This is a genomic window from Saccharothrix sp. S26 (assembly GCF_021390395.1).
Lineage (GTDB): Bacteria > Actinomycetota > Actinomycetes > Mycobacteriales > Pseudonocardiaceae > Actinosynnema.
The window spans coordinates 235458-255596 of the sequence record NZ_JAJUWT010000006.1; the positions used below are offsets into that span (position 1 = coordinate 235458).

Below are 20139 nucleotides of genomic sequence, written 5' to 3' on the forward strand. Positions count from 1 at the left end.
CCGGACGCGGTCCGCAGCTCTTCAGCGCGGCCGTCGCCCGCCGATGGTGCAGTCCATGGGGAACGTGCTCAGGGCAGGGTAAGCGGTACGGCGTCGAGCAGGCCGAGCACGGCCACCTCGCGTCGCACGACCGGCGAGGGCAGCACGTGGAGGACGCGTCGGTGTCCTGTATCCGAAAGGAGCCCTCCGGCAGTTCACCCGCATCGGGCGGGGCACCTCCGGCCACCCACCCTCAGCACCTCTTCGCCGCAGCCGGTCTCGGCGACGCAACGGCGTACCCGGGTGTCGGGACTTGTCGCTTGATCGGGTCCGCGCGGTCGGCCGGGCAGACGGACCACGGTGCCGAAGAACCCGGTGACCTGCCGTGGGATGGCGACGAAGCCCTCGGCGTCCAGCGGCTTGGCGAGATAGGCGTTGGCGTGGGCGCTGTAGCTGGCCGTCACGTCGACGCGTCAGTGGCTGCCGGTGAGTTCGCCGGTGAGCGCGCTGTGCATCTTGGCGCTGTGCTCGTTGAGGCCGATGATCTCCACTGTCTTGCCGCGTGCGGCGTACTTGGTGGTGATCGCGTCCAGCGCGGCCACCGATGAGGCGTCCCAGACGTGGGCGTCGGTCATGTCGATGACGACCTTGGTGGGATCGCCCGCGTAGTCGAACTGGTGGACGAGGTCGTTGCTGGAGGCGAAGAACAACTCGCCGTTCACGGTGTAGACCACCTGGTCGCCGTCGGGGTCGACGAGCGCGGTCACGGTCGCGAGGTGGGCGACGCGCCGGGCGAAGATCACCATGGCGGTGATGGTGCCGATGACGACGCCGACGGCAAGGTTGTCGGTGGCGACGACCACGGCGACGGTGACGGTCATGACGGTGATCTCGCCGGTCGGCATCCGCTTGAGGGTCGCCGGGGCCACGGAGTGCCAGTCGAAGGTGCCGAAGGCGACCAGGACCATCACGGCGACCAGGGCGGCCATCGGCATGTCCGAGACGATCGGGCCGAACACGATGCACAGGATCATGAGGAAGACGCCGGCCAGGAACGTCGAGAGCCGGGTGCGGGCGCCGTTCTTGACGTTGATCATGGTCTGGCCGATCATCGCGCAGCCGCCCATGCCGCCGAAGAAGCCGGTGACCACGTTGGCGATGCCTTGGCCGATGGACTCGCGGGTCTTGTTCGAGCGGGTGTCGGTGAGGTCGTCGACCAACTTGGCGGTCATCAGCGATTCCATCAACCCGACCAGCGCCAGCGCCAGCGCGAACGGTGCGATCAGCTTGAGCGTGTCCAGGGTGAACGGCACGTCGGGCAGGCCCGGCACCGGCAGGGACGAGGGCAGGGCGCCCTTGTCGCCGACGGTCGGGACGGCGATGCCGGCGCCGATGGTCAACGCCGTGAGCGCGATGATCGTCACCAGGGGTGCGGGGACGACCTTGGTGAGCCGGGGGAAGAAGATCATGATCAGCAGGGCGGCGACGACGAGCGGGTAGACCATCCACGGGACGTCGACGAGCTCTGGCACCTGGGCCATGAAGATCAGGATGGCCAGCGCGTTGACGAAGCCGACCATCACGCTGCGAGGGACGAAGCGCATCAGCTTGGCCACGCCCAGCGCGCCGAGCGCGATCTGGAACAGTCCGCCGAGGATGACGGTCGCGATGAGGTAGCCCAGCCCGTGGTCCCGGGCGAGCGGGGCGACGACCAGGGCGATGGCGCCGGTGGCGGCGGAGATCATCGCGGGTCGTCCACCCGCGACGGAGATGACCACGGCCATCGTGAAGGAGGCGAACAGACCGACGCTGGGGTCGACCCCGGCGATGATCGAGAACGAGATCGCCTCCGGGATCAGCGCCAGGGCGACCACCAGACCTGCCAACACCTCGGTTCGCAGGACCTTGGGGGTCATGCGGGCGGACCGCAGGCGCGTCAGCAGTGCGGTGGGAGAGACGGGTGAGGTAGTCAAGAACAACCCTGTCGCGTTCGAGCACGACCCTTCACCGGGAGCGTGCGGGGGAGACGTGGGACACGACGCCGAGGTGCGCTGGTGAGCGGTTCGCGCGAGCGCCGCGGAATCCGGACGTCAGGTGGCATGCCGACCGACGAACCGGCGTAGTGGGCCTAAGGCCGTAGCGACTACGGCGGGCAGGACGAGAAGCGGGGCAGCGACTCGCGCATGCGGCATCTCCTGTCCGTGGGGAACTTCCTGGGCGGGAGCACCGTCGCCACTCGCGAGAGTGAGCGGCGCTCACGGCCGTCATGTCGAGGTGTCGACCTCGGACTTGAACGATCCAATTCTATCCGCATGCCGCGGAGGAGTTTGAAGTGGTGCGGCTCGGATGTGGCCGACGGCACCCACAAACAGTCCGAGGACGTGGCTCGGCCAGCAGCTGTGCGCGGACCCTCACACGGCAGTTTCGTCACCCTGTCTGATCGAGGCGCGAACGACTGTCCATTGCGTGCCCCGACGCGTCCGGTTCACATCACCATCAACATCGCCGACAGGCACCCCGCCATCGTGAGGACGCCGACGACCAGCGGCAGACGACCGATACCGGCTCCGCGCCGCACCCCCTGTCCTCTGCGGCTGCCCACCCGCACTGCCAGGACCGCCACCAGCGCGATCAGAACGGCGGGCACCACTCGCAGGCCCCAACCGCTGCGGGCCGCTGCCTGCAGTAGCAGCACCGAACACGCCGCCGCGCTGAACGCCGTGCGCCGCCAGGCCAGGTCGGTGCGTTCCGGCTGCAACCCCGGATCCCGTGGACCGCTCACCCGACGACCACCAGGATCCCGGCCGTCATCGTCACGACCAGCACCCTGACGGCCAGCACGGTCACCACCCGGCTGCTCGGCAACGGCCGCTCGGCGCGCATCGCCCGCTGGACCGCCCGCCACCGGGGGTAGCTGCCCGCGGCCAGCAGCGCCGCCAACGCGAATCGGGTGGGAAAGACGGGTCCGCAGCACTGCCGTGACCCCGCGCCGGTCGACGTGGTCGGCCAGGGCGAGCAGACTGCGGTGGTCGATGAAGGCCAGGTCGGTCGCGTCGATCACGATTTGGCCGTCCGCAGACGGCGGATCCGTGCGGTCCAGCGCCGCCGGCCACAGCTCGTGCGACTCCGCGTCCAGGTCACCGTCCAAGGCCACGGAGGTCCCGGCCGGTGCGTGGGCGTGCAGGTGGCACGGGGCGGTGCCTGCGGTGGACCGGGGTGCAGGCAGGCGACCTGGGCGACGGCGGCGTCACCGAGTTGGACCCGGTCGTAGGCGCACATACCCGCCAGCGGGTGGGTGGCCATGTAGCAGTCCACTAGGTGCTCGTAGCGGGCGAAGGCCTCCAGCCGGGCCGGGGTGCTCACCAACGGGGTGACGTCGGCGACGACCAGCAGACCGGTGAACCCCGCGGCTAACGCCTCCTGCGTCGCATCGGCGCAGACCCGCACCTGCTGTTCCGGGCCGACCACCGCGCCGGGGAGTACGTCGCCTCCATCGAGGCGACCCGCACGGCCCCCCGCCGGGCGCCCTCCTCGAAGATCCCGGTGGTCCGCAGCCGTTCCGCGAGGTCGTCCGGGGTTCCGGTCGTCACATACGGGACGCGCTGCCCCGCCCCGAGGCCTTTGACCAGGAACCCCGGCGCCGCCGCTTTGAAGTCGGCTGGCCGCTCGTAGCCGTGGCACAGGTGGTTGCGGGTCCCGCCCGCGGTCGAGCGACTGCATGGCGCGGTTACGTCATGCGCGGAAGGGACGCGTGCCGCCGTGCCGGGTGATCACGTGGTGACGCCGGGGTCGGTCCAGCGGGCGAACAGCACGGTGGCGTCGTCCTGGAGGACGCCGCCCTGGTGGTTGAGGACCGCTTGGATGAGGCGTCGCGCGGTTTCGGGCGGCGGGTGACCGGCGGCGGCTTCGCGGTGCAGGAAGTCGATGAGGCGGGCTTGGCCGAAGGGCTCGCCGCCGCGGCCGCGGGCTTCGGTGATGCCGTCGGTGTGCAGCACCAGCCAGTCGTCGGGTTGCAGCGCCTCCTCGGCGATGGTCAGGTCGTGCGCGCTGAGCCCGAGGGGTGGTCGTCGGCCACCGGTCAGAGGTTTGACGACCTTGCCCTCCCGCATGACCAGGGGCGCGGGGTGGCCCGCGTTGAGGTGGCGTAGGCGCCCGGTGGTCAGGTCGAGCTCGACCAGGACGGCGGTGGCGTGCGCGCCCTCGCCGAATTGTTTGGCGATCGCCTCGTCGATGGCGCGGGCCTGCTCGTACAGGCCGTGCCCGGCGCGGCGGGCGCTGCGGTACGCGGCCAGCGCGATGGCGGCGATCAGGCCGCTGCGCAGGTCCTGCCCGGCCGCGTCGAGGACGATCAGGTTCGCCGTCGTCTCGGACAGCGCGTAGTCGAAGGCGTCGCCGCTGACCTCTTGGCGGGGTTCCACCACGCCGGTGACCATGAAGTTGTCCACTCCGGAGGTGAGCGGGGGCAGCAGCGACCAGATGAGTTCCCCGTCGACGGTGCGCGGTGCGGGCAGCCGGACCCGGTCGAGGGCGTCGCCGTGCTGGTTGAGCAGGGTGACCATGTGCCCGAGCAGCGTGGACAGCCAGCGGCACTGGGTGCGCAGGGCCGGGTCGTAGAGGTCGTCGGTGTGGGTGACCGCGATTTCGAGCACGCCCAGGCGCTCGACCCCGTCGACCAGCGGCATCCACAGCCGTGGGTGATCGGGCACCTCCGCGGCCAGTGTCTCGACGTGTCGGAACGCCCGTCCGGCCAGGGTGGTGTCGATGTCCAGTGGCTTTCGCTCGCCGTCGTCGCCGGCCCGGCCGGGCGGGGTCAGCGGGTGCAGGCGGCGCTGGTCGTAGTCGACCAGGTAGACGGTGATCCCGACACCCAGCGCTTCGCCGGCGGCGCTCGCTGCGGCCGGCAACCGTTCCGGTGGCGCCAGGTGGGTGTCCTCCAGCAGCCTGACCAGCGCGGCCAGGGGAGGGCTGTGCGGCCGGTCCTCTCGCGACGGGCGGCTGTAGGCCGCGCGGTGGTGCGGTGTGAGCTCGTCGAGGCGTTCGTTGACGGCGTGGGCCAGGACGTCGCGCTGCAATGGGTCCAGGCCGCCCAGGCCGTGGATGTAGGCGTCGACGTCGATCAGGCCGGCGTCGCCGCCCAGTCCGAAGTACCGCACCCACAGCTCTTCGAGCTTCAGGTCGGCGCGCTTGAGCGCCTGGGCCAGGGTGCGCTGCTGCTCGTCCTCGCGGTTTCGCTGGTCCATGGCGTCAGCGGCGGCGTCGCACGGTGGACCGGGTGAGTCGTTCGGCGGCCTGCCGGAGGGTCGTGCCCTGTCGGCCGGCGGTGTCGGCCAACGCCAGGAACGCCGTGCGCTCGTCCACGCCGTCGCGGGCCATGATGATGCCCTTGGCCAAGGTGACGACCTCCCGTTCCCGCAGTCTGTCCTTCAACCGGTCGCTGATTCGTTCGGCGTCCTGGGCGGTGCGCACGTTGGCCAGCAGCACGGCCGCCTGCGTGGCGAACAGCGTGAGCACCTGTTCCTCGCGTGCGCCGTAGGCGTGGGGCCGATGGGCGTAGACCTTTAGCGCCCCTAGCGCTCGGGAGCCCGCGACCAGCGGTGCGCTGAGCGCGGACCGCAGTCCCAGCTCCGCCGTCGGCCGGGACCAGTCGGGCCACCGGTCATCATCGGCCAGGTCGTCCACGCGCACCACGACCCGGTCCTCCCACGCTTTCAGGCACGGGCCCCGCCCGAGGCGGTACTGCAGGGCGTCGGCCTTTCCCACGACTGCGTCGGTGGCCGCCGCCGTGACCCGCTCACCCCGCTGGTCCAGCAGCGTGATGCCGGACCCGACCGTGCCGGGGACGGTCTGCCTGGCCAGCGAGGTGATCAGCTTCAGCGCCGTGTCCACCGTCTCGGTCGACAGGAGCAGACCCGACACGCGGGCGAAGACACCGGCCAGCTCGTCGGTGCTTGAGGCGTCCGAGGCCATGCCACCACCTCTGCTCGTCATCGAGTCGTCGGTCCGGGCTTACCCGGCTGTGCCGGATCTGAACGTGTGGTCGTGTCGTGGTTCGGCGCGCCGCTGAACGGGGCGCGGACAGATCGTTTCCGCTCGACCTCTGCGGGGTACCGTCACGACGCGTCAAGAAGCCGGCGCTTGATGTCGCGCACCCGCGCCGGTCCGGCGCAGGTGCGCCCTGCCGGGGAGGATCGGGGTGGAACTCGCCGAGAGCCTTGCCCACGCCGCGGGTGTGTTCGCCGCGCAGAAGTCGCTTGCCGCGACGGTGCGACAGGTCACCGAGCTTGCCGTGCGGATCGTGCCCGGCGTCAACGCGGCCGGGACCTCGTCGGGCAGGCGGCCCGGCGGTTTCGTGGCCTCCGGTGCGCTCGCTCACGCCTGCGAGGCCGTCCAGCGGCGTCTCGGCGAGGGGCCGTCGGTGGAACGCGAGCCGGTCGCAGGCGTCGTCGTCGTGGATCTGGACTCGGACTCCCGGTGGCCGCACTTCCGGCCGCGGGCGCGGGCGCTGGGGGTGCGCGGCCTGATCGTCTGCGACCTGATCGAGGAGAAGACGGCGCCTGCCAGGCTCACGCTCTACACCCGGCACGCCTGGGAGTCGCGGGTCGTGCACGTCGCCGAGCTCTACGCCACCCATGCCGCGGCCGCGTTGACCTACGCCACCCAGCTTGAGCAGCTCAACGCCGCGGTGGCGACCCGGGAGCGCATCGGGCAGGCCATCGGCCTGCTGATGCAACGGCACCGCCTGACTCCCGACGGGGCGTTCCAGCTCCTGGTGCGGGCGTCCAGCAGGTCAACGTCAAGCTGCGGGACCTCGCGGAGATCGTCGTCGAGACCGGGGTGGAGCCGGGTGAAGCGGCGGACATGGCCCGCCGCGCGGCCAAGGAGGCGGGCGCGCGGGTCGACGAACTGCGGCAGTGGCGCACCGAACCGAGGACCGGTAGACCTGCGGGCGGACGCCTCGGCGAGGCCGAGCAGCGAGCGCGCCTGGCCGCAGCCAGGGCAGTCCACCGGATGGCCCGCTCGTCGACCCGCCGCACCGGCGTGGACGGGAAAGACCACCGCTGACACCGATCACGACCGCTACGCACCCATGGCCCATCCGCGAAGCGCGGCTGCCGCCGGTCCCCCGGGGTCAGGCCGGCTCGGTACCCTCCATCAGCAGGATGCCGCCCCGGATCTCGCCACCCGGCGTGCGCAGCGGCCCGCAATGGACCCGCAGGGAGATCCGCTTGCCCCGCCGGTTGACCGCGGCCATGGTCTTCGTCTCCGCGAAGTGCAGGTCCTGCAGGGCGGCACGCACGGTGGGCCGCAGCTCGGCGACGGGCATCCCGATGTCGAGGTTGAGCAGGTGCTGCCCGACGGCTTCGTCCTGGCGCAACCCCCACAGGTCCTCGGCGCCGAAGTTCCACGCCACGACCCGCATCTCACCATCCACCACGACGACCCCGGACCGGATCGAGGTGAGGACCGACTCCAGGAAGTCGTTGACCTCGTCCAGCTCGACGCTGCGCTCGCGCAGCGCGTCGTTGATGGCCTGCAACTCGTCGTTCGTGGACTGGAGCTCCTCGTTCATGGTCTCCAGCTCCTCGTTCGTGGACTGGAGCTCCTCGTTGGTGGTCTCCAACTCCTCCACGGTGGACTGGAGTTCCTCGTTCGTGGTCTCCAGCTCTTCATTGGTGGACTGGAGTTCCTCGTAAGCGGACTCGAGCTGCCGGTTGGCGTGCGCCAGCTCGTCCAGCAGCGCCCGCGCCGCCGTGACGTCGTGGAACACGATCGACACGCCCAGCAGGCCGTTGTCGCCGTCGACGAGCGGGTTTACGTGGATCTCCAGCCAGATCGCCTCGCCGGGTCCGCGCTGCCACTCGACGTCCTTGATCCGGATGCCGCGCCGCTCGACCTTCGCCTGCTCGACGTAGGCGCGCAGCTCCACCGGCCGGTAGGACACCTCCAGGTCGCGCAACGGGCGGCCCAGGTCCCGGTTGGAGAGCCCGAACACGAGCTCGGCCTGCTGGTTGACCAGCGCGACGACGTCCTCGCCGGTGACGACGACCTGGGCGACAGGTGACGCGGAGAACGCGTGGTCGCGCAGCTGGGCCAGGCCGCGGATCTCGGTGGTGCGCTCGTGCGCGAACGACTGGGCGGCGAAGTGGCCGAGCCCGACGGTCGCGGCGGTCGTCTTGCGGAACACGCGCCGCTTCAGGTCGACCGGGTCGAAGATCCGGCTGTGGGACAGCAGCATCTCGGCCTTGCCCAGGAACAGCAGACCACGCGGCGCGAGCGCGAAGTGCAGCCTGCCGAGGATCTTCGACTGGGTCTCGGCGTTGAAGTACATCAGCGTGTTGCGGCAGACCAGGAGGTCGATGCGCGAGATCGGGGCGTCCTGCACCAGGTCGTTGCGACCGAAGATCACCGACCGGCGCAGGTCCTTGCGGAAGGTGTACTGGTTGCCCTGCCGCTCGAAGTAGGTGCCCACCATATCCGGCGGCACCTTCTCGACGGCGCTCTCCGGGTAGGCGGCGTGGCGGGCCTGGGCCAGCGCTTCCTCGTCCACGTCGGTGGCGTAGATCTTCACCCGTTGGCGGAACCGGTCGGGTCCGATGGCCTCGGCGAACACCATGGCGAGGGTGTAGGCCTCCTCACCGGAGGCGCAGCCCGCGCTCCAGATGCGGATCTGGTCCTCGGGGGAGCGTTCAGCGAGCAGTGCCGGCACCAGGTCCGACCGCAGGACGTCCCACGCCTCCGGGTCGCGGAAGAAGCCGGTGACGTTGATGAGGATCGTGTTGAAGAGGGCGTTGAACTCCTCGGGATCGACCTGCAGGTGGTCGACGTACTCGCTGTAGGCGTCGATGCCGACCTGCGCCATCCGCCTGCGCACGCGGCGGGCGAGGCTGGTGCGCTTGTAACCGGTGAAGTCGAAGCCGCGCGACTCCTTCAGGTAGAGCAGCACCGCCTCGAATTCACTGCCGAGCTCGAGCTCGTTGGACACGTCCTCCACCCGGTGAACCGTACCCGCTAGGTGACTTGCAGCGTCGCCCACACGACCTTGCCGCCCTCCGGCGCCGGCGAGCAACCCCACGCCCGCGCCGCCTGGGCGACGAGCAGCAGCCCGTGCAGGCGGTGCGGGTCCCCGCCAGGGTCTCGGATGCTCACCGTGCCGGGCACGTCGTCGTGGACCGCGACGCTGAGCAGGTCGCGACGCAGCTCCAGCCGGACCCGCGCGGCGGAGCCGGTGTGCGCGACCACGTTGGCCACGAGCTCGTTGACGATCAGGAGCGCGGTGGGCGTGAGGTCATCCACCCCCCACTCGGCGAACGCCCGGTACGCGAACCGACGTGCGACACCGGGGCTGTCGGGGCTGTTGGGCAGCAGGATGCGCGCTACACGTCGGGGCGGTGGCTCGTCCACCGCGGCCAGTGCCTCCACCAAGGTGCCGTGGACCGGCAGGTACCGGCCCGTGCGGCTGCGCGCGAGCAGGTCGGCGACGTGTCCGCCGCCTGCGACCAGCAACATCGGCACCCCCGGCCACTCCGACAGCCGTTCGTGGGTGGTGGCGAAGACGGCGAGCACCGCCGGGCGGTCGACGCGGAGGTCCGTGAGGTCGACGATGACCGCCCGCGGCGCGTCGGTGCCGATCTTCAGCAGGTGGTCGCGCAGCCTGTGACAGCCGGCCAGGTCGAGCAGACCTCGGACGGTGACCACGACCACGTCGTCCAGGTCGCGGGTGTTCAGGCGCAACCCGTCGGCGGTCCGTCCCATACCGTGCTCAGCCACGCACGCCGACTTGGTGCCGCAGCACCTTCGCGGCTTCGCTGTTCTCCTCCGCCTGCCGGTCGTACCGTTCGCCGATCCGGTCGTTGCCGCGCTGCCGGGCTTGGTCGGCCAACCGGCGGCACAGCGCGGCCTTCTCCTCGAGGGTGCGCAGGGCGGTCCAGATCGCGCGTTCCAGGGCGGAGCCCTGGGCGGCGAGCAGGGCTTCGGCGGTCCAGGCGTGCCCCACCCGGCAGCGGTAGCGGACGCCACCGTCGATGTCGGTGAGCACGCCGTGGCAGTCCGGGCACGCGAACTCCGACGCCCCGCCCACGGCTCCGGCTGTTTTCTCCACGCGCCCTCCGCCCGCGATCTCGTTCTCCCACACCAGCAGCTCCGGCGCCGTGTTCGGCACCACCTCGACTTGCTCGGAGGCGATTTTCGCGAGCACTTCGCCGATGTCGTGGGCAGCGACCACGTAGTCGGATGTAACGGCCTGTAGAGCGTGCTGCGGCATGCTGGGGTAGAGCGCGTCGCCGGGATCCTGCACCACCACCCTGCCGCCACGCTCGGCGATCGCGTGCAGACCCGCGACCCCGTCGTCCAGCACCCCGCTCAACAGCACACCCGTCACCGAAGCCCCCTGGCGACCGCCGCCGACCGGAACAGGGCGTTGATCGCGGGCCGGTGCCCGTTCTCGGTGGGGCCGTGCGAGAGCGCCACCGCGTCCTCCAGCACCAGCAGATGGTGGTCCGGTCGTGCCACGTAGACGCGCCCGTGTTCCAGCGGCTCGCCGTTGCGGGCGGCAGCCGCGGGCAGGGGGCCCGAGCGGTCGAGGATCGCGGGCAGCGCGCTCGTCCCCCCGGACGGCAGGTGCAGCACGACCAGGATGCTGGCCGGCAGGTCGGCCGGGAGCTGGGCCACCATGGCCCGCAGGGCCTCGACACCGCCGGCGGACGCACCCACGACGACCACGTCCCGCGGTCGGGGTGTCATGGCTCCTCCTCGCATGTACCTGTTCGTCAGTGGGTAACCCGTTCGAGCACGTACAAACCCGCCGGACCGGCTTACCGCGGCACCACCTGACGGCCGCTTCCACCCACCGTTCGACCGGTGCGGGAGGTGGTGTCGTTCGTCCGCACCTCGGTGCTCGTGCCCGGTCGCGCGTGAGAGGTTTGAACGCGCCCGCCGCTGCCGATCCGGCTCCTATCGATCATGGTTGCCCTGGGCGGACGAGTACCTGCTCGGGCACATCCGGGACCGGAGGTCCGGCTCGATGGGTGTTGATCCGCCGTTCGACCCGCTCACCGGGGTGCTGGTCGCCGCTGGGCCGGTTCGCATCGCGGAGGCGGTGGCCGGGTACCCCGACCTGAGCGAGGGCGGCCGGCAGGGGAGCCGGAGGTCGGACCCGATTGCTGTGGGATGCCACCGCGGCTGGTCTTGCAGTCCGTCCTCGCTGCGACGGATGCTTCGGTTCTCGCCTGATCGCCACAGCGCGGGAACGGGTTCCGTGCCGTCCGGACAAGGCCAGGGCGGCGACTTCGGAGGGATGCCGGTATGACGACGGAAGAGCAATACCGCCGGCACGGCCACGACGCGGACGACCTGGCGGAACTCGCGTCGCGGTTGGGTGACCTGGCCCGCTACCTGCAACAACAGGACGGTGTCGAGGACACGCTGCGCGGTGTCGTGAGGGCGGCCGTGGACACCGTGCCCGGCGCGCGGTACGCCGGGGTGTCGGTGACCGAGGCGCGCAAGTCCATGCGCACGATCGCCGGCTCCGACGAGCTGGTCGGGAAAGTCGACCAGGCGCAGATCGACCTCGGACAGGGACCGTGCCTCGACGCGCTGTACGGCAAGCACGTGGCGGTGCTGCCGGACATGGCACGGGAGCGGAGATGGCCCCGGTTCGCCTCCCGAGCCGTCGAGCTCGGTGTGGGCAGCATGCTGTCGTTCCAGCTCTACGTGACCGACGACGCCCTGGGAGCGCTCAACCTGTACTCCAGCGACGCGCACGCCTTCAACGACCAGTCCGAGCAGGTGGGGACGCTGTTCGCCGCGCACGCGGCGGTCGCGATGGCGGATGCCCAGCAGATCGAGGGCATGACCCGGGCGGTGAGCACCCGCGACCTGATCGGCCAGGCCAAGGGCATCCTGATCGAACGCCACCGGATCACCGGAGACCAGGCCTTCGCCGTCCTGGTGCGGGCCAGTCAGCGCACCAACACCAAACTGGCCCACATCGCCGAGTACCTGGTCCACAGCGGCGAACTGATCACCGAGCCGCGACTCTGAGCGGGAACCGCCGCGCAACCTCGGGTACTCCGGTGTCACACCTCGGTTGCCCTGGGTGACCCGGCGGTGAACCGGTCCGGGCGACCGCCACCCCACCGACCGAGGTGTGGACGCCCCGGCTGGTCGAACGTGCGTTCCAGCAGCGTGAGCAGCAGGCCCTCCTGCGTGGACCAGGGGCAGATCTCTACGCTCTCGCGGCCGGTGGCCGTCATGAGGGCGTGTGCGACGACTGCTCCGGCGAGCGACTGGTGCGCGCGGTGCGGGGAGATACCGGGCAGCTGTGCCCGTTGCCGGGGCGGGAGCGCGGCGAGCCGGGGGATCCACCGTGCGAGGTCGGCGGCGTGGAGTCGACGTCGCACGAACGGGCCGTCGCGCTGTGGTCGCGCGCCGCTCAACCTGGCGAGCTGCCGGAAGACCTTGGAGCACGCAACCGCGCGCGGGAAACCGACCGCCGGCACGCCGTCCACCGGCAGCGCCGAGCGGATGGCGTCGACCACCTCGCTGCCGGTGGCGCCCAGCAGTTGCCCCGAGGTCCCTCCCACTGCGTCCCACATCCGGGTCACCGTCCTGGCTCCGAGGGGCAGGGACAGCGCGAACAGGGGATCCGCGTCCTCGCCGACCGCCAACTCGACGGTCCCGCCCCCGACGTCCAGCACCATCACCGGGCCGGCCGACCAGCCGAACCAGTTCCGCGCCGCGAGGTAGGACAACCGCGCCTCCTCCCGGCCCGGCAACGTCCGCAGCCGGACTCCGGTCAGGTCGGCCACCCGGTCTAGGACCTCTCCGGCGTTGGTCGCGTCGCGGATCACCGAGGTGGCGAACGGCACGAAGGTCGACACGCGTGCCGGCCGCAGGGCGATCAGCGCCCGGCTGACCGCGGCGGCGATCCGGTCGACCCCCTCGTCGGTCACCCGCCCACCGGGGTCGAGTGCCCGGTCCAGGCGGAGCCTGACCTTGTGCGACAGCAGCGGGCGCAGCACCGAACCGCGCTCGGGGTCGACCACCGTCAGCTGCGCGCTGAAACAACCCACGTCGAGGACTGCCACCCGGTACGGCTGCTCGGCCACTGACATCACCCGCCCTCGTACCGCGGTTCGGCGGTGCTCACGACCGGGTCCGCCGGACAGCGGGGCACTGTGCCGTCGGCTCGGTCGGGGACCGGAACCCGATTTTCACCTCGGCGGCGTGAGCGCTTGGCGATCACCACCCGAAAGGGTGTCCGCTTCGACTGGAACGGTCAGCCGTCTCACCCGGCACACCGACCACGCAGAACGGCGGGCCCGCATGGGCGCCTCGCGGCTCTCGATCAAGGCTTGGGCCGGACGCATGTCGGTATCGATCTTCGACTCCGCGTCGACCCCGACGTCACCGCGGTCGCTCGGGGCGCCGCGGGCGGTGCGGTCGTGCCAGGCCGGACGGGCACTCCTCGGGTGACGAGCGGATCCGGTGGTGATCGAGGTGACCACCACTGTCCTCCGAAAGCCGCTGATAGCGGTCTTCACCGCCGGTCTGCAACGCGGGTCCGCCCGCCGGCGCCACACCGACCGCCAGCAGTCGGCAGCCGAGGCCGCGCGGTTTCGGCGGCCACCATGCGCAGTCCGTGCAGCTGCCTCCGCACGTCGGCGAGGTCGTGGCACACCGTGCGGCGCGGGCTCTCCGGTCCGGGCGTCGACCGGCAGAAACTCCTCCTCGACGCCCAGCGTCGAGGCAGGTGACAGGGTGTCCACCGTGGCCTCCGGCGGCGCTCGGTCCAGGCATCCGAGGTGCCCGGCGGATCGGAGGGGGAAACGCGGGCCGGGAAGGGCGAGGACGGCGACGATCCGGACATATCGGATCAACCGGATCGTCGGCTTGGGGCGAAGGGGTGATGTGGGAGCAGCGGTGTGTAAGAGGGCCGCAGCCGGGTAGCCGGGCGCGTCCTCGACGGTTCCAGGTGACCGACGGGGCTTTAGAGCGGTCGTCCAACCCGGTGGACCCGTGTCCTGCCCCAGTGATCCGAGGATGGTCATGACGACGCTGAAGCCGACGCCGATCGTGCCGAGGGAGGCCGCGCGACCCCGCCTGAAGGGGACGGCGCTGTTGCGGCTGTTCCGCACGACCGATCACAAGCTGATCGGGCTGCTGTACCTGACGACATCGTTCGGCTTCTTCCTGGTCGGCGGTCTGATGGCGTTGCTGATGCGCGGCGAGCTGGCTCAGCCGGGCCTGCAGTTCCTGTCCAACGAGCAGTACAACCAGCTGTTCACCATGCACGGCACGATCATGCTGCTGCTGTACGCGACGCCGATCGTGTTCGGCTTCGCGAACTTCATCCTGCCGCTGCAGATCGGTTCGCCGGACGTGGCGTTCCCTCGTCTCAACGCCTTCTCGTACTGGTTGTACCTGTTCGGCGGCCTGATCGCGGTGAGCGGGTTCCTGACCCCGGCCGGCGCGCCGGACTTCGGCTGGACGGCCTACACGCCGCTGTCGGGCGCGATGCACACCCCCGGCGTGGGCGCGGACCTGTGGATCACCGGCCTGGCCGTCGGCGGTCTCGGCACGATCCTCGGGGCGGTGAACATGATCACCACGGTGATCTGCCTGCGCGCACCGGGCATGACGATGTTCCGGATGCCGATCTTCACCTGGAACATCTTCATCACGAGCATCCTGGTGCTGATCGCGTTCCCGATCCTCACCGCCGCCCTGCTGGGGCTGCTCGCGGACCGCCATCTCGGCGCGCACGTGTTCGACCCGGCCAACGGGGGCGCGATCCTCTGGCAGCACCTGTTCTGGTTCTTCGGGCACCCCGAGGTCTACATCGTGGCGCTGCCGTTCTTCGGGATCGTCTCGGAGATCTTCCCGGTGTTCAGCCGCAAACCGATCTTCGGCTACAAGGGGCTGGTCTTCGCCACCATCGCCATCGCGCTGTACTCGGTGATCGTGTGGGCGCACCACATGTACGCCACCGGCGCGGTCCTGATGCTGTTCTTCTCCGCCACCACGTTCATCATCGCCGTCCCCACCGGCATCAAGTTCTTCAACTGGATCGGCACGATGTGGAAGGGGCAGCTGACGTTCGAGTCGCCGATGCTGTTCAGCGTCGGATTCCTGGTGACGTTCCTGTTCGGCGGACTGTCCGGCATCCTGCTCGCCTCGCCGCCCATCGACTTCCACGTCACCGACACGTACTTCGTGGTGGCCCACTTCCACTACGTGCTGTTCGGCACGATCGTGTTCGCCACCTATGCCGGGATCTACTTATGGTTCCCCAAGTGGACCGGCCGGATGCTCGACGAACACCTCGGCAAGGTCCACTTCTGGACCACGTTCATCGGCTTCCACCTGACGTTCCTGGTCCACCACTGGCTCGGCAACGAGGGCATGCCCCGCCGCTACGCCGACTACCTGGAGAGCGACCAGTTCACCGGTCTCAACACCATCTCCACCATCGGCGCGTTCGTGCTCGGCGCGTCCACGCTGCCGTTCCTCTACAACGTGGTCAAGAGCTACCGGTTCGGCGAGCCGGCAGGCCGGGACGACCCGTGGGGCTTCGGCAACTCGCTGGAGTGGGCGACCTCCTGCCCACCGCCGCGGCACAACTTCACCGAACTGCCCCGCATCCGCTCCGAACGCCCCGCGTTCGAGCTGCACTACCCGCACATGGTCGAGCGGATGCGCGCCGAGTCCCACTACTCCGTGCGCAACCGGAACCAGGACGACACCGGCGTCGACCAGCCCACCGAGAAGTACCTCGCGCCTACCGACCGCGAGACCAAGCACGACGGCTGACCCCGAGGGGAGGACCCGATGACCCGGTACGAACGCCGTCAACTCCGCCGGATCGAACGCCGGTTCGAGACCACAGACCCCGGCCTGGCCTGCGCGCTCTCCGGCCGGACGGCAGTCACGCGACCCGTGCACCGCGCGTCGACCAGGGCGTGGGTGGCGCTGCTCGGCATCGCCTTCGTGTCCGGTGGGGCAGTCGTCCACCTGCCGCTGGTCCTGGTCGGGTGCCTCGTGCTCATGACGGCGGCGTGCCTGCACGTCACACGCCCGCGACCGGTCACCCCGTAGGACTGCGCGGCGGTCCCGGGGAGAACTGGTTTGCCCGTCGAGGGCGGTGGTACCCCGGACTCGACCGGGTGGTCCGCGGTGATCGCGCCATCCGCTCACTTCTCGGCAGGTCGGTCGAACAGGCGCCGGCCCCACCACATCCGTGGCTGGGCGCGCCTGTGGCGGCCCGGTCACCCCGCCCTCGGTGGCGGGCCGACCACTCGAGGACCGACATGACCGAGACCTCGCCGACCTCGCGCCGAAGCGTCGTGGACCTCGACGAGCTGCTGGCCGTCGCCCGATCCGCGGCGCGGGCGGGAGCGCGCACGGCCGCCTTCTGGCGCCACCGCGCACACCGCCTGTTCCTGGAGGACGACATCGCGCTCGCCACCCTGATCGACGAAGCACGTCAGGAAGCTGACCGGGCCATCCGATCGGTCTTGAGCAGCCGGCGGCCCAACGACGGCGTCCTCGGTCGGGAGCGGAGCACCGCCGGCTACACCGACGTGCGGTGGATCGTCGACGAGCTCAGCGGGAGCGTCGACTACCTGTACGAACGGCCCGACTGGGCGGTGGGCGTGGCCGCCGCGGCGCCCGGCGGCACGCTGCTGGCCGCGGCGGTGTCGGAGCCCGCGGTGGGGGTGCTGACGGAGGCGCGGCTGGGCGGCGGCACGGTGATCAACGACGATCCCGTGCCCCTGCCGGGCAGACGGGACCTCGCGTGGGCGCTGGTCGAGGTCGCGCCGGTCGGGAGCAGGGCCTCGGCGGGTCGCACGGTGGACGCCCTCGTGTCGGGCGTGGGCGAGGTCAGGCATGGGGGCAGCACCGCCGCGGCGCTGGCCCGGGTCGCCACCGGCCGGGCGGACGCGCTGTGGGCGCCGGACCTGAAACCGTGGGACTGCGCCGCGGGCGTCCTGCTCGTGCAGGAGGCCGGCGGCACGGTCGGGGACCTCGTCGGCACGACACCGCAGACCTGGCCCGGCAGCGGCGACGTGCTGGCCGCCACACCCGCCCTGTGGCGCCCACTGCGGCAACTGCTGGCCGAAGTGCACCTACCGCCCGCGTCGGCCAAGCACGGCCCGGCCGTCACCGACCGGTGAGCGGTCGACCCCTGAGTTCGCGACCGCGAGGAGAGGCACGGATGACAGAGCGCACCACCCGACCCTTGACCACGATCGACGTGGACGGGGGCATCCCCCTGGTCCGGGTGTCCGGTTCGCTCGACGCGGCGGCGCAGCGGCCCGTCGCGGCCGAGTTGGACACGGTCTTCGACACGCGTCCCGGCGCGATCGTGCTGGACCTGAGCGACGTCGACTTCATGGGGTCGGCCGGCATCGCCCTGCTGATCAACACCCGGCACCGGGCGGCACGGCTGGGCATCCCCTTCGCTGTCGTCGCGGGCAACCACCGCGTGCTGCGGCCACTGCGGATGAGCCAGGTCGACACGGTGCTGCCCCTGCACCCGACCGTGCCCGCCGCGGTGGCGGCGGTGCGGCTCGCGTCCACTTGAGCCGGTCGCGTCGAGCCGGTCACGCGCCTTCGTCGCCGGGGCTCTCCAAGCGGAAGAAGTTGCTGGGCGAGCCGTCCGAGCGCTGCTCCTGGTAGGAGAACCGGAGCTGGCGCGCGTCGAACGCCGCGAACCACTCGTCCCACTCGATGTGACGCAGGTTCCGGCTGCCGTAGCCGGGTAGGTCGAGCCGCAGCACCTCCGGGCGGTCACCGCCTCCCGGGAGGGTGGCCGGGCGCGCGTTCCGTCGTTCGGCCCACTTCCGGATCACCTCGTGGCTGGTGGTGACCAGGCTGCGGCGACCCACCCGCCGGGTGGCCCGATCCGGCGGGGTGGCGTCCGGTTCGGTCTCGTCGTCCCGGTCCGCGTGGTTCCCCGGTCGCTCGTGGGTGGCCATTTCGGCACCTCCGTGGTCTGGGGCACGTGGCGTACCCGTCGACCACGGACCTAACCGCGACCGCGTGGCGGAGCTTCCGGTGACGCGTCGGCCGTGCGTCAGCCGCCGCGCGGGCGAGTGTGACGACACGCAGGATGCGCCGGCGGTCGTCCTCGAGCGGATCTGCAAGCAGGTGGCGCACGCCATCCCCGGCGCCGACGTGGGGAGCGTGACACCGCTGTCCGACGACGGCCCGATGACCGGAGCGACGACCCGGCAGGAGGCGTTCGAAGTGGACGCCGCGCAGTACCGGGCCGAGGACGGGCCGTGCCTGCGAGCCGCGGCTGCTGCGCGGCGCGTGGCTCGGTCGCCCCGTGCACCCGCTCCTGGTGACGGTGCCGATCGGCGCGTGGGTGTGCTCCGCGATGCTCGACGTGAGCGGCCACCAGCCGCCGCACGGCGGCTGGTGCAGATCGGGCTGGCCGCCACGCCGCCGACCATGCTCGTCGGCTTGGCGGACTTCTCCCGCCTGGACGTCCGCCAGCGGCGTGTCGGCCTCCTGCACGCGGTCGGGAACGTGCTCGCCGCGGGTTGCTTCCTCGCCTCGACCCGGTGTCGCGACCACCGGTCCGCCCGAGCGTGGGTGCTGGTCGGGCTGGTGGTGCTCAGCGCGGGCGGCGCGCTGGGTGGCCACCTGTCCTACGCACAAGCCGCCGGTGTCCACCGGTGGCAGGCGGACACGCCCTGAGCCCCTGTCCGCGTCCTTGGGAGGTGGCACCGACACCTCCGCCCGCAGGGCCTGCCGGTCGACGAACGGCGGCGCCGGGGAACCGGTCGCACTCGGTTTGTCCGTGGTTGTGAGTGGTATTCCGTGATCCCTTGACGGGGTCTCGGATTCATCCGGATGGGACTTCGGAAGGGACTTCTCGTCGGTCAAGCAGTGTGCCGACGCCCACGCGGCTGCGCTCGTGCGGGTTCGTGCTGTCGTCACGCCGGTGTGCGGATGGTGCGGGCGCACTCGCGTGCTGACCACCAGCGAGCGGTGAGGACACCATGATCAACGCTGATCAACCCCTCCTGGGTACCGACGTGCCGACCCTGGGCGTGGAGGAGGAGTTCCTGGTCGTCGACCCCGGCAGCGGCCTGCCCGTCCCGGTGGCGGGCGAGGTCGTCGACCTGGCCAACCGGCTGGGCGCGGACCTGCAACCCGAGCTGACCCGTGTGCAGGTGGAGAGCAACACACCGGTGTGCCGCACGCTGCGCGAGGTGCGCGGGCACCTGCTGACCGCGCGGTCGATGGCCTCGGCGGCGGCCCTGCAGGCGGGGGCGCAGCTGCTGGCGGTCGGTGTGCCCCTGACCGGACCGATGGGACAGTCCTTCAGCGACTCCGACCGCTACCGGCGGATCGGGGAGGGCTACGGTCTGCTGGCCGCGGAGCACGGGGTGTGCGGCTGTCACGTGCACGTCGCCGTGTCGGATCGGGAGACCGCGGTGCAGGTGTGCAACCACCTGCGACCCTGGTTGCCGGTCCTGCTCGCGCTGACCGCCAACTCGCCGATCCACCAGGGCGTCGACACCGGCTGCGCGAGCTGGCGGTCGGTGCTCAACAGCCGCTGGCCGTGTTCCGGCGCGCCGCCGTACTTCACCTCGGCCGACCACTACGACGCCGTGCTGGACATGATGGTCGAGAGCGGGGCGGTGCTGGACCGGGCGATGGTCTACTGGGACGTGCGGCCCTCCGACCACCTGCCCACGGTCGAGGTCCGCGTCTCCGACGTGCCCGCCACGGTCGACGAGTCGATCCTGCTCGCCGCCCTGGTGCGCGCCCTGGTCACCACCGCCCTCGGTGCGATCCGCCAAGGCGATCGAGGGCTGCCCGTCACCACCGAGGCGTTGCGCGCGGCCTACTGGCGCGCCGCGCACGACGGCATCACCGGCGACGGCATCGACCTGTTCGGCAACCGCCGCGTCCCGGCCGCCCACGTGGTGCGCCGGCTGATCCGCCACGTGCGGCCGGCCCTGGGCCAGAGCGGGGAGCTGCGCGCGGTGAGCGCCCTGTTCACCAAGGTCCTGCGGAACGGCAACGGCGCCGTCCGCCAACGGCGGGCGTTCCAGCGGCGCGGGCGGATCGAGGACGTCGTGGAGCTCCTGAGCCGTGACACGGACCACGACTGGCTGCCGGAGACCGCCGCGTGATCGTCGA

Annotated in this window: 19 protein-coding genes and 2 pseudogenes; 9 read left to right on the top strand and 12 right to left on the bottom strand. The window is 71.1% G+C overall.

Features of this window, described 5'->3' with window-relative positions; translation table 11 throughout:
- Positions 1–452: 452 nt before the first annotated feature.
- From LZG04_RS11620 to LZG04_RS11645, 6 genes and pseudogenes are all read right to left on the bottom strand, one after another.
- Entirely contained in the window at positions 453–1895 is a 1443-nt protein-coding gene (locus tag LZG04_RS11620) for a SulP family inorganic anion transporter (protein WP_233815836.1), read from the bottom strand.
- A gap of 569 nt (positions 1896–2464) precedes the next feature.
- Complete coding sequence (locus LZG04_RS11625; RefSeq protein WP_233815837.1) at positions 2465–2761, bottom strand: DUF202 domain-containing protein; 297 nt, start codon at positions 2759–2761, stop codon at positions 2465–2467.
- On the bottom strand, positions 2758–2919 hold the full coding sequence (locus LZG04_RS11630) for a hypothetical protein (protein WP_233815838.1): 162 nt from the start codon (positions 2917–2919) through the stop codon (positions 2758–2760). Before LZG04_RS11630 ends, LZG04_RS11625 begins: the two co-directional genes overlap by 4 nt.
- Positions 2920–3036: 117 nt before the next feature.
- Positions 3037–3662 (bottom strand): annotated as a pseudogene (locus LZG04_RS42450) (MEDS domain-containing protein).
- An 87-nt stretch (positions 3663–3749) separates the two neighbouring features.
- Complete coding sequence (locus LZG04_RS11640) at positions 3750–5219, bottom strand: PP2C family protein-serine/threonine phosphatase (protein ID WP_233815840.1); 1470 nt, start codon at positions 5217–5219, stop codon at positions 3750–3752.
- A gap of 4 nt (positions 5220–5223) precedes the next feature.
- Positions 5224–5946 carry a GAF and ANTAR domain-containing protein gene (locus LZG04_RS11645; protein WP_233815841.1) on the bottom strand — a complete coding sequence of 241 codons (723 nt, stop codon included), beginning with the start codon at positions 5944–5946 and terminating at the stop codon, positions 5224–5226.
- Positions 5947–6580: 634 nt separating this feature from the next.
- Between LZG04_RS11645 and LZG04_RS42975 the strand changes: the two are divergent.
- Positions 6581–6757, top strand: a pseudogene (locus LZG04_RS42975) (ANTAR domain-containing protein); the annotation flags it as partial.
- A 56-nt stretch (positions 6758–6813) separates the two neighbouring features.
- Positions 6814–7041 carry a hypothetical protein gene (locus tag LZG04_RS11650; RefSeq protein WP_233815842.1) on the top strand — a complete coding sequence of 76 codons (228 nt, stop codon included), beginning with the start codon at positions 6814–6816 and terminating at the stop codon, positions 7039–7041.
- Positions 7042–7108: 67 nt separating this feature from the next.
- Here LZG04_RS11650 and LZG04_RS11655 read toward each other — a convergent pair whose 3' ends face one another.
- From LZG04_RS11655 to LZG04_RS41655, 4 genes are read right to left on the bottom strand one after another with little or no spacing between them, the layout of a single operon-like run.
- Positions 7109–8962 (bottom strand): CheR family methyltransferase, encoded by a 1854-nt coding sequence (locus LZG04_RS11655; RefSeq protein ID WP_233815843.1) that lies wholly within the window; start codon positions 8960–8962, stop codon positions 7109–7111.
- 26 nt (positions 8963–8988) lie between these two features.
- Positions 8989–9732 carry an STAS domain-containing protein gene (locus LZG04_RS11660; protein ID WP_233815844.1) on the bottom strand — a complete coding sequence of 248 codons (744 nt, stop codon included), beginning with the start codon at positions 9730–9732 and terminating at the stop codon, positions 8989–8991.
- 7 nt (positions 9733–9739) lie between these two features.
- Complete coding sequence (locus tag LZG04_RS11665) at positions 9740–10357, bottom strand: chemotaxis protein CheB (RefSeq protein ID WP_308199050.1); 618 nt, start codon at positions 10355–10357, stop codon at positions 9740–9742.
- Positions 10354–10719 carry a chemotaxis protein CheB gene (locus tag LZG04_RS41655; RefSeq protein ID WP_267936040.1) on the bottom strand — a complete coding sequence of 122 codons (366 nt, stop codon included), beginning with the start codon at positions 10717–10719 and terminating at the stop codon, positions 10354–10356. The genes LZG04_RS11665 and LZG04_RS41655 overlap by 4 nt, the downstream gene beginning before the upstream one ends.
- A 561-nt stretch (positions 10720–11280) precedes the next feature.
- Between LZG04_RS41655 and LZG04_RS11670 the strand changes: the two genes are divergently transcribed.
- Entirely contained in the window at positions 11281–12018 is a 738-nt protein-coding gene (locus tag LZG04_RS11670) for a GAF and ANTAR domain-containing protein (protein ID WP_233815845.1), read from the top strand.
- 35 nt (positions 12019–12053) lie between these two features.
- On the opposite strand, the gene LZG04_RS11675 is transcribed toward LZG04_RS11670, so the two are convergent.
- A complete protein-coding gene (locus LZG04_RS11675; RefSeq protein ID WP_233815846.1) occupies positions 12054–13091 on the bottom strand; it encodes a Ppx/GppA phosphatase family protein in 1038 nt (345 codons plus the stop codon).
- A gap of 934 nt (positions 13092–14025) precedes the next feature.
- Between LZG04_RS11675 and ctaD the strand changes: the two genes are divergently transcribed.
- The 4 genes from ctaD (at position 14026) to LZG04_RS11695 (ending at position 17563) form a co-directional block, all read left to right on the top strand.
- A complete protein-coding gene (gene ctaD, locus LZG04_RS11680; protein ID WP_233815847.1) occupies positions 14026–15789 on the top strand; it encodes a cytochrome c oxidase subunit I in 1764 nt (587 codons plus the stop codon).
- A gap of 18 nt (positions 15790–15807) precedes the next feature.
- Positions 15808–16074 carry a DUF3040 domain-containing protein gene (locus tag LZG04_RS11685; RefSeq protein WP_233815848.1) on the top strand — a complete coding sequence of 89 codons (267 nt, stop codon included), beginning with the start codon at positions 15808–15810 and terminating at the stop codon, positions 16072–16074.
- Positions 16075–16286: 212 nt separating this feature from the next.
- The gene (locus LZG04_RS11690; protein ID WP_233815849.1) at positions 16287–17153 is read left to right on the top strand and encodes an inositol monophosphatase family protein; all 867 of its coding nucleotides are present in this window, start codon (positions 16287–16289) and stop codon (positions 17151–17153) included.
- Between the two features lie 41 nt (positions 17154–17194).
- On the top strand, positions 17195–17563 hold the full coding sequence (locus tag LZG04_RS11695) for an STAS domain-containing protein (protein WP_233815850.1): 369 nt from the start codon (positions 17195–17197) through the stop codon (positions 17561–17563).
- A gap of 19 nt (positions 17564–17582) precedes the next feature.
- Here LZG04_RS11695 and LZG04_RS11700 read toward each other — a convergent pair whose 3' ends face one another.
- Positions 17583–17957 (bottom strand): hypothetical protein, encoded by a 375-nt coding sequence (locus LZG04_RS11700; protein WP_233815851.1) that lies wholly within the window; start codon positions 17955–17957, stop codon positions 17583–17585.
- Between the two features lie 64 nt (positions 17958–18021).
- Here LZG04_RS11700 and LZG04_RS11705 point away from each other — a divergent pair, with 64 nt between their 5' ends.
- Complete coding sequence (locus tag LZG04_RS11705; RefSeq protein WP_233815852.1) at positions 18022–18684, top strand: DUF2231 domain-containing protein; 663 nt, start codon at positions 18022–18024, stop codon at positions 18682–18684.
- Positions 18685–18989: 305 nt separating this feature from the next.
- Positions 18990–20132 carry a glutamate--cysteine ligase gene (locus LZG04_RS11710; RefSeq protein WP_233815853.1) on the top strand — a complete coding sequence of 381 codons (1143 nt, stop codon included), beginning with the start codon at positions 18990–18992 and terminating at the stop codon, positions 20130–20132.
- The last annotated feature ends 7 nt before the right edge of the window (positions 20133–20139 follow it).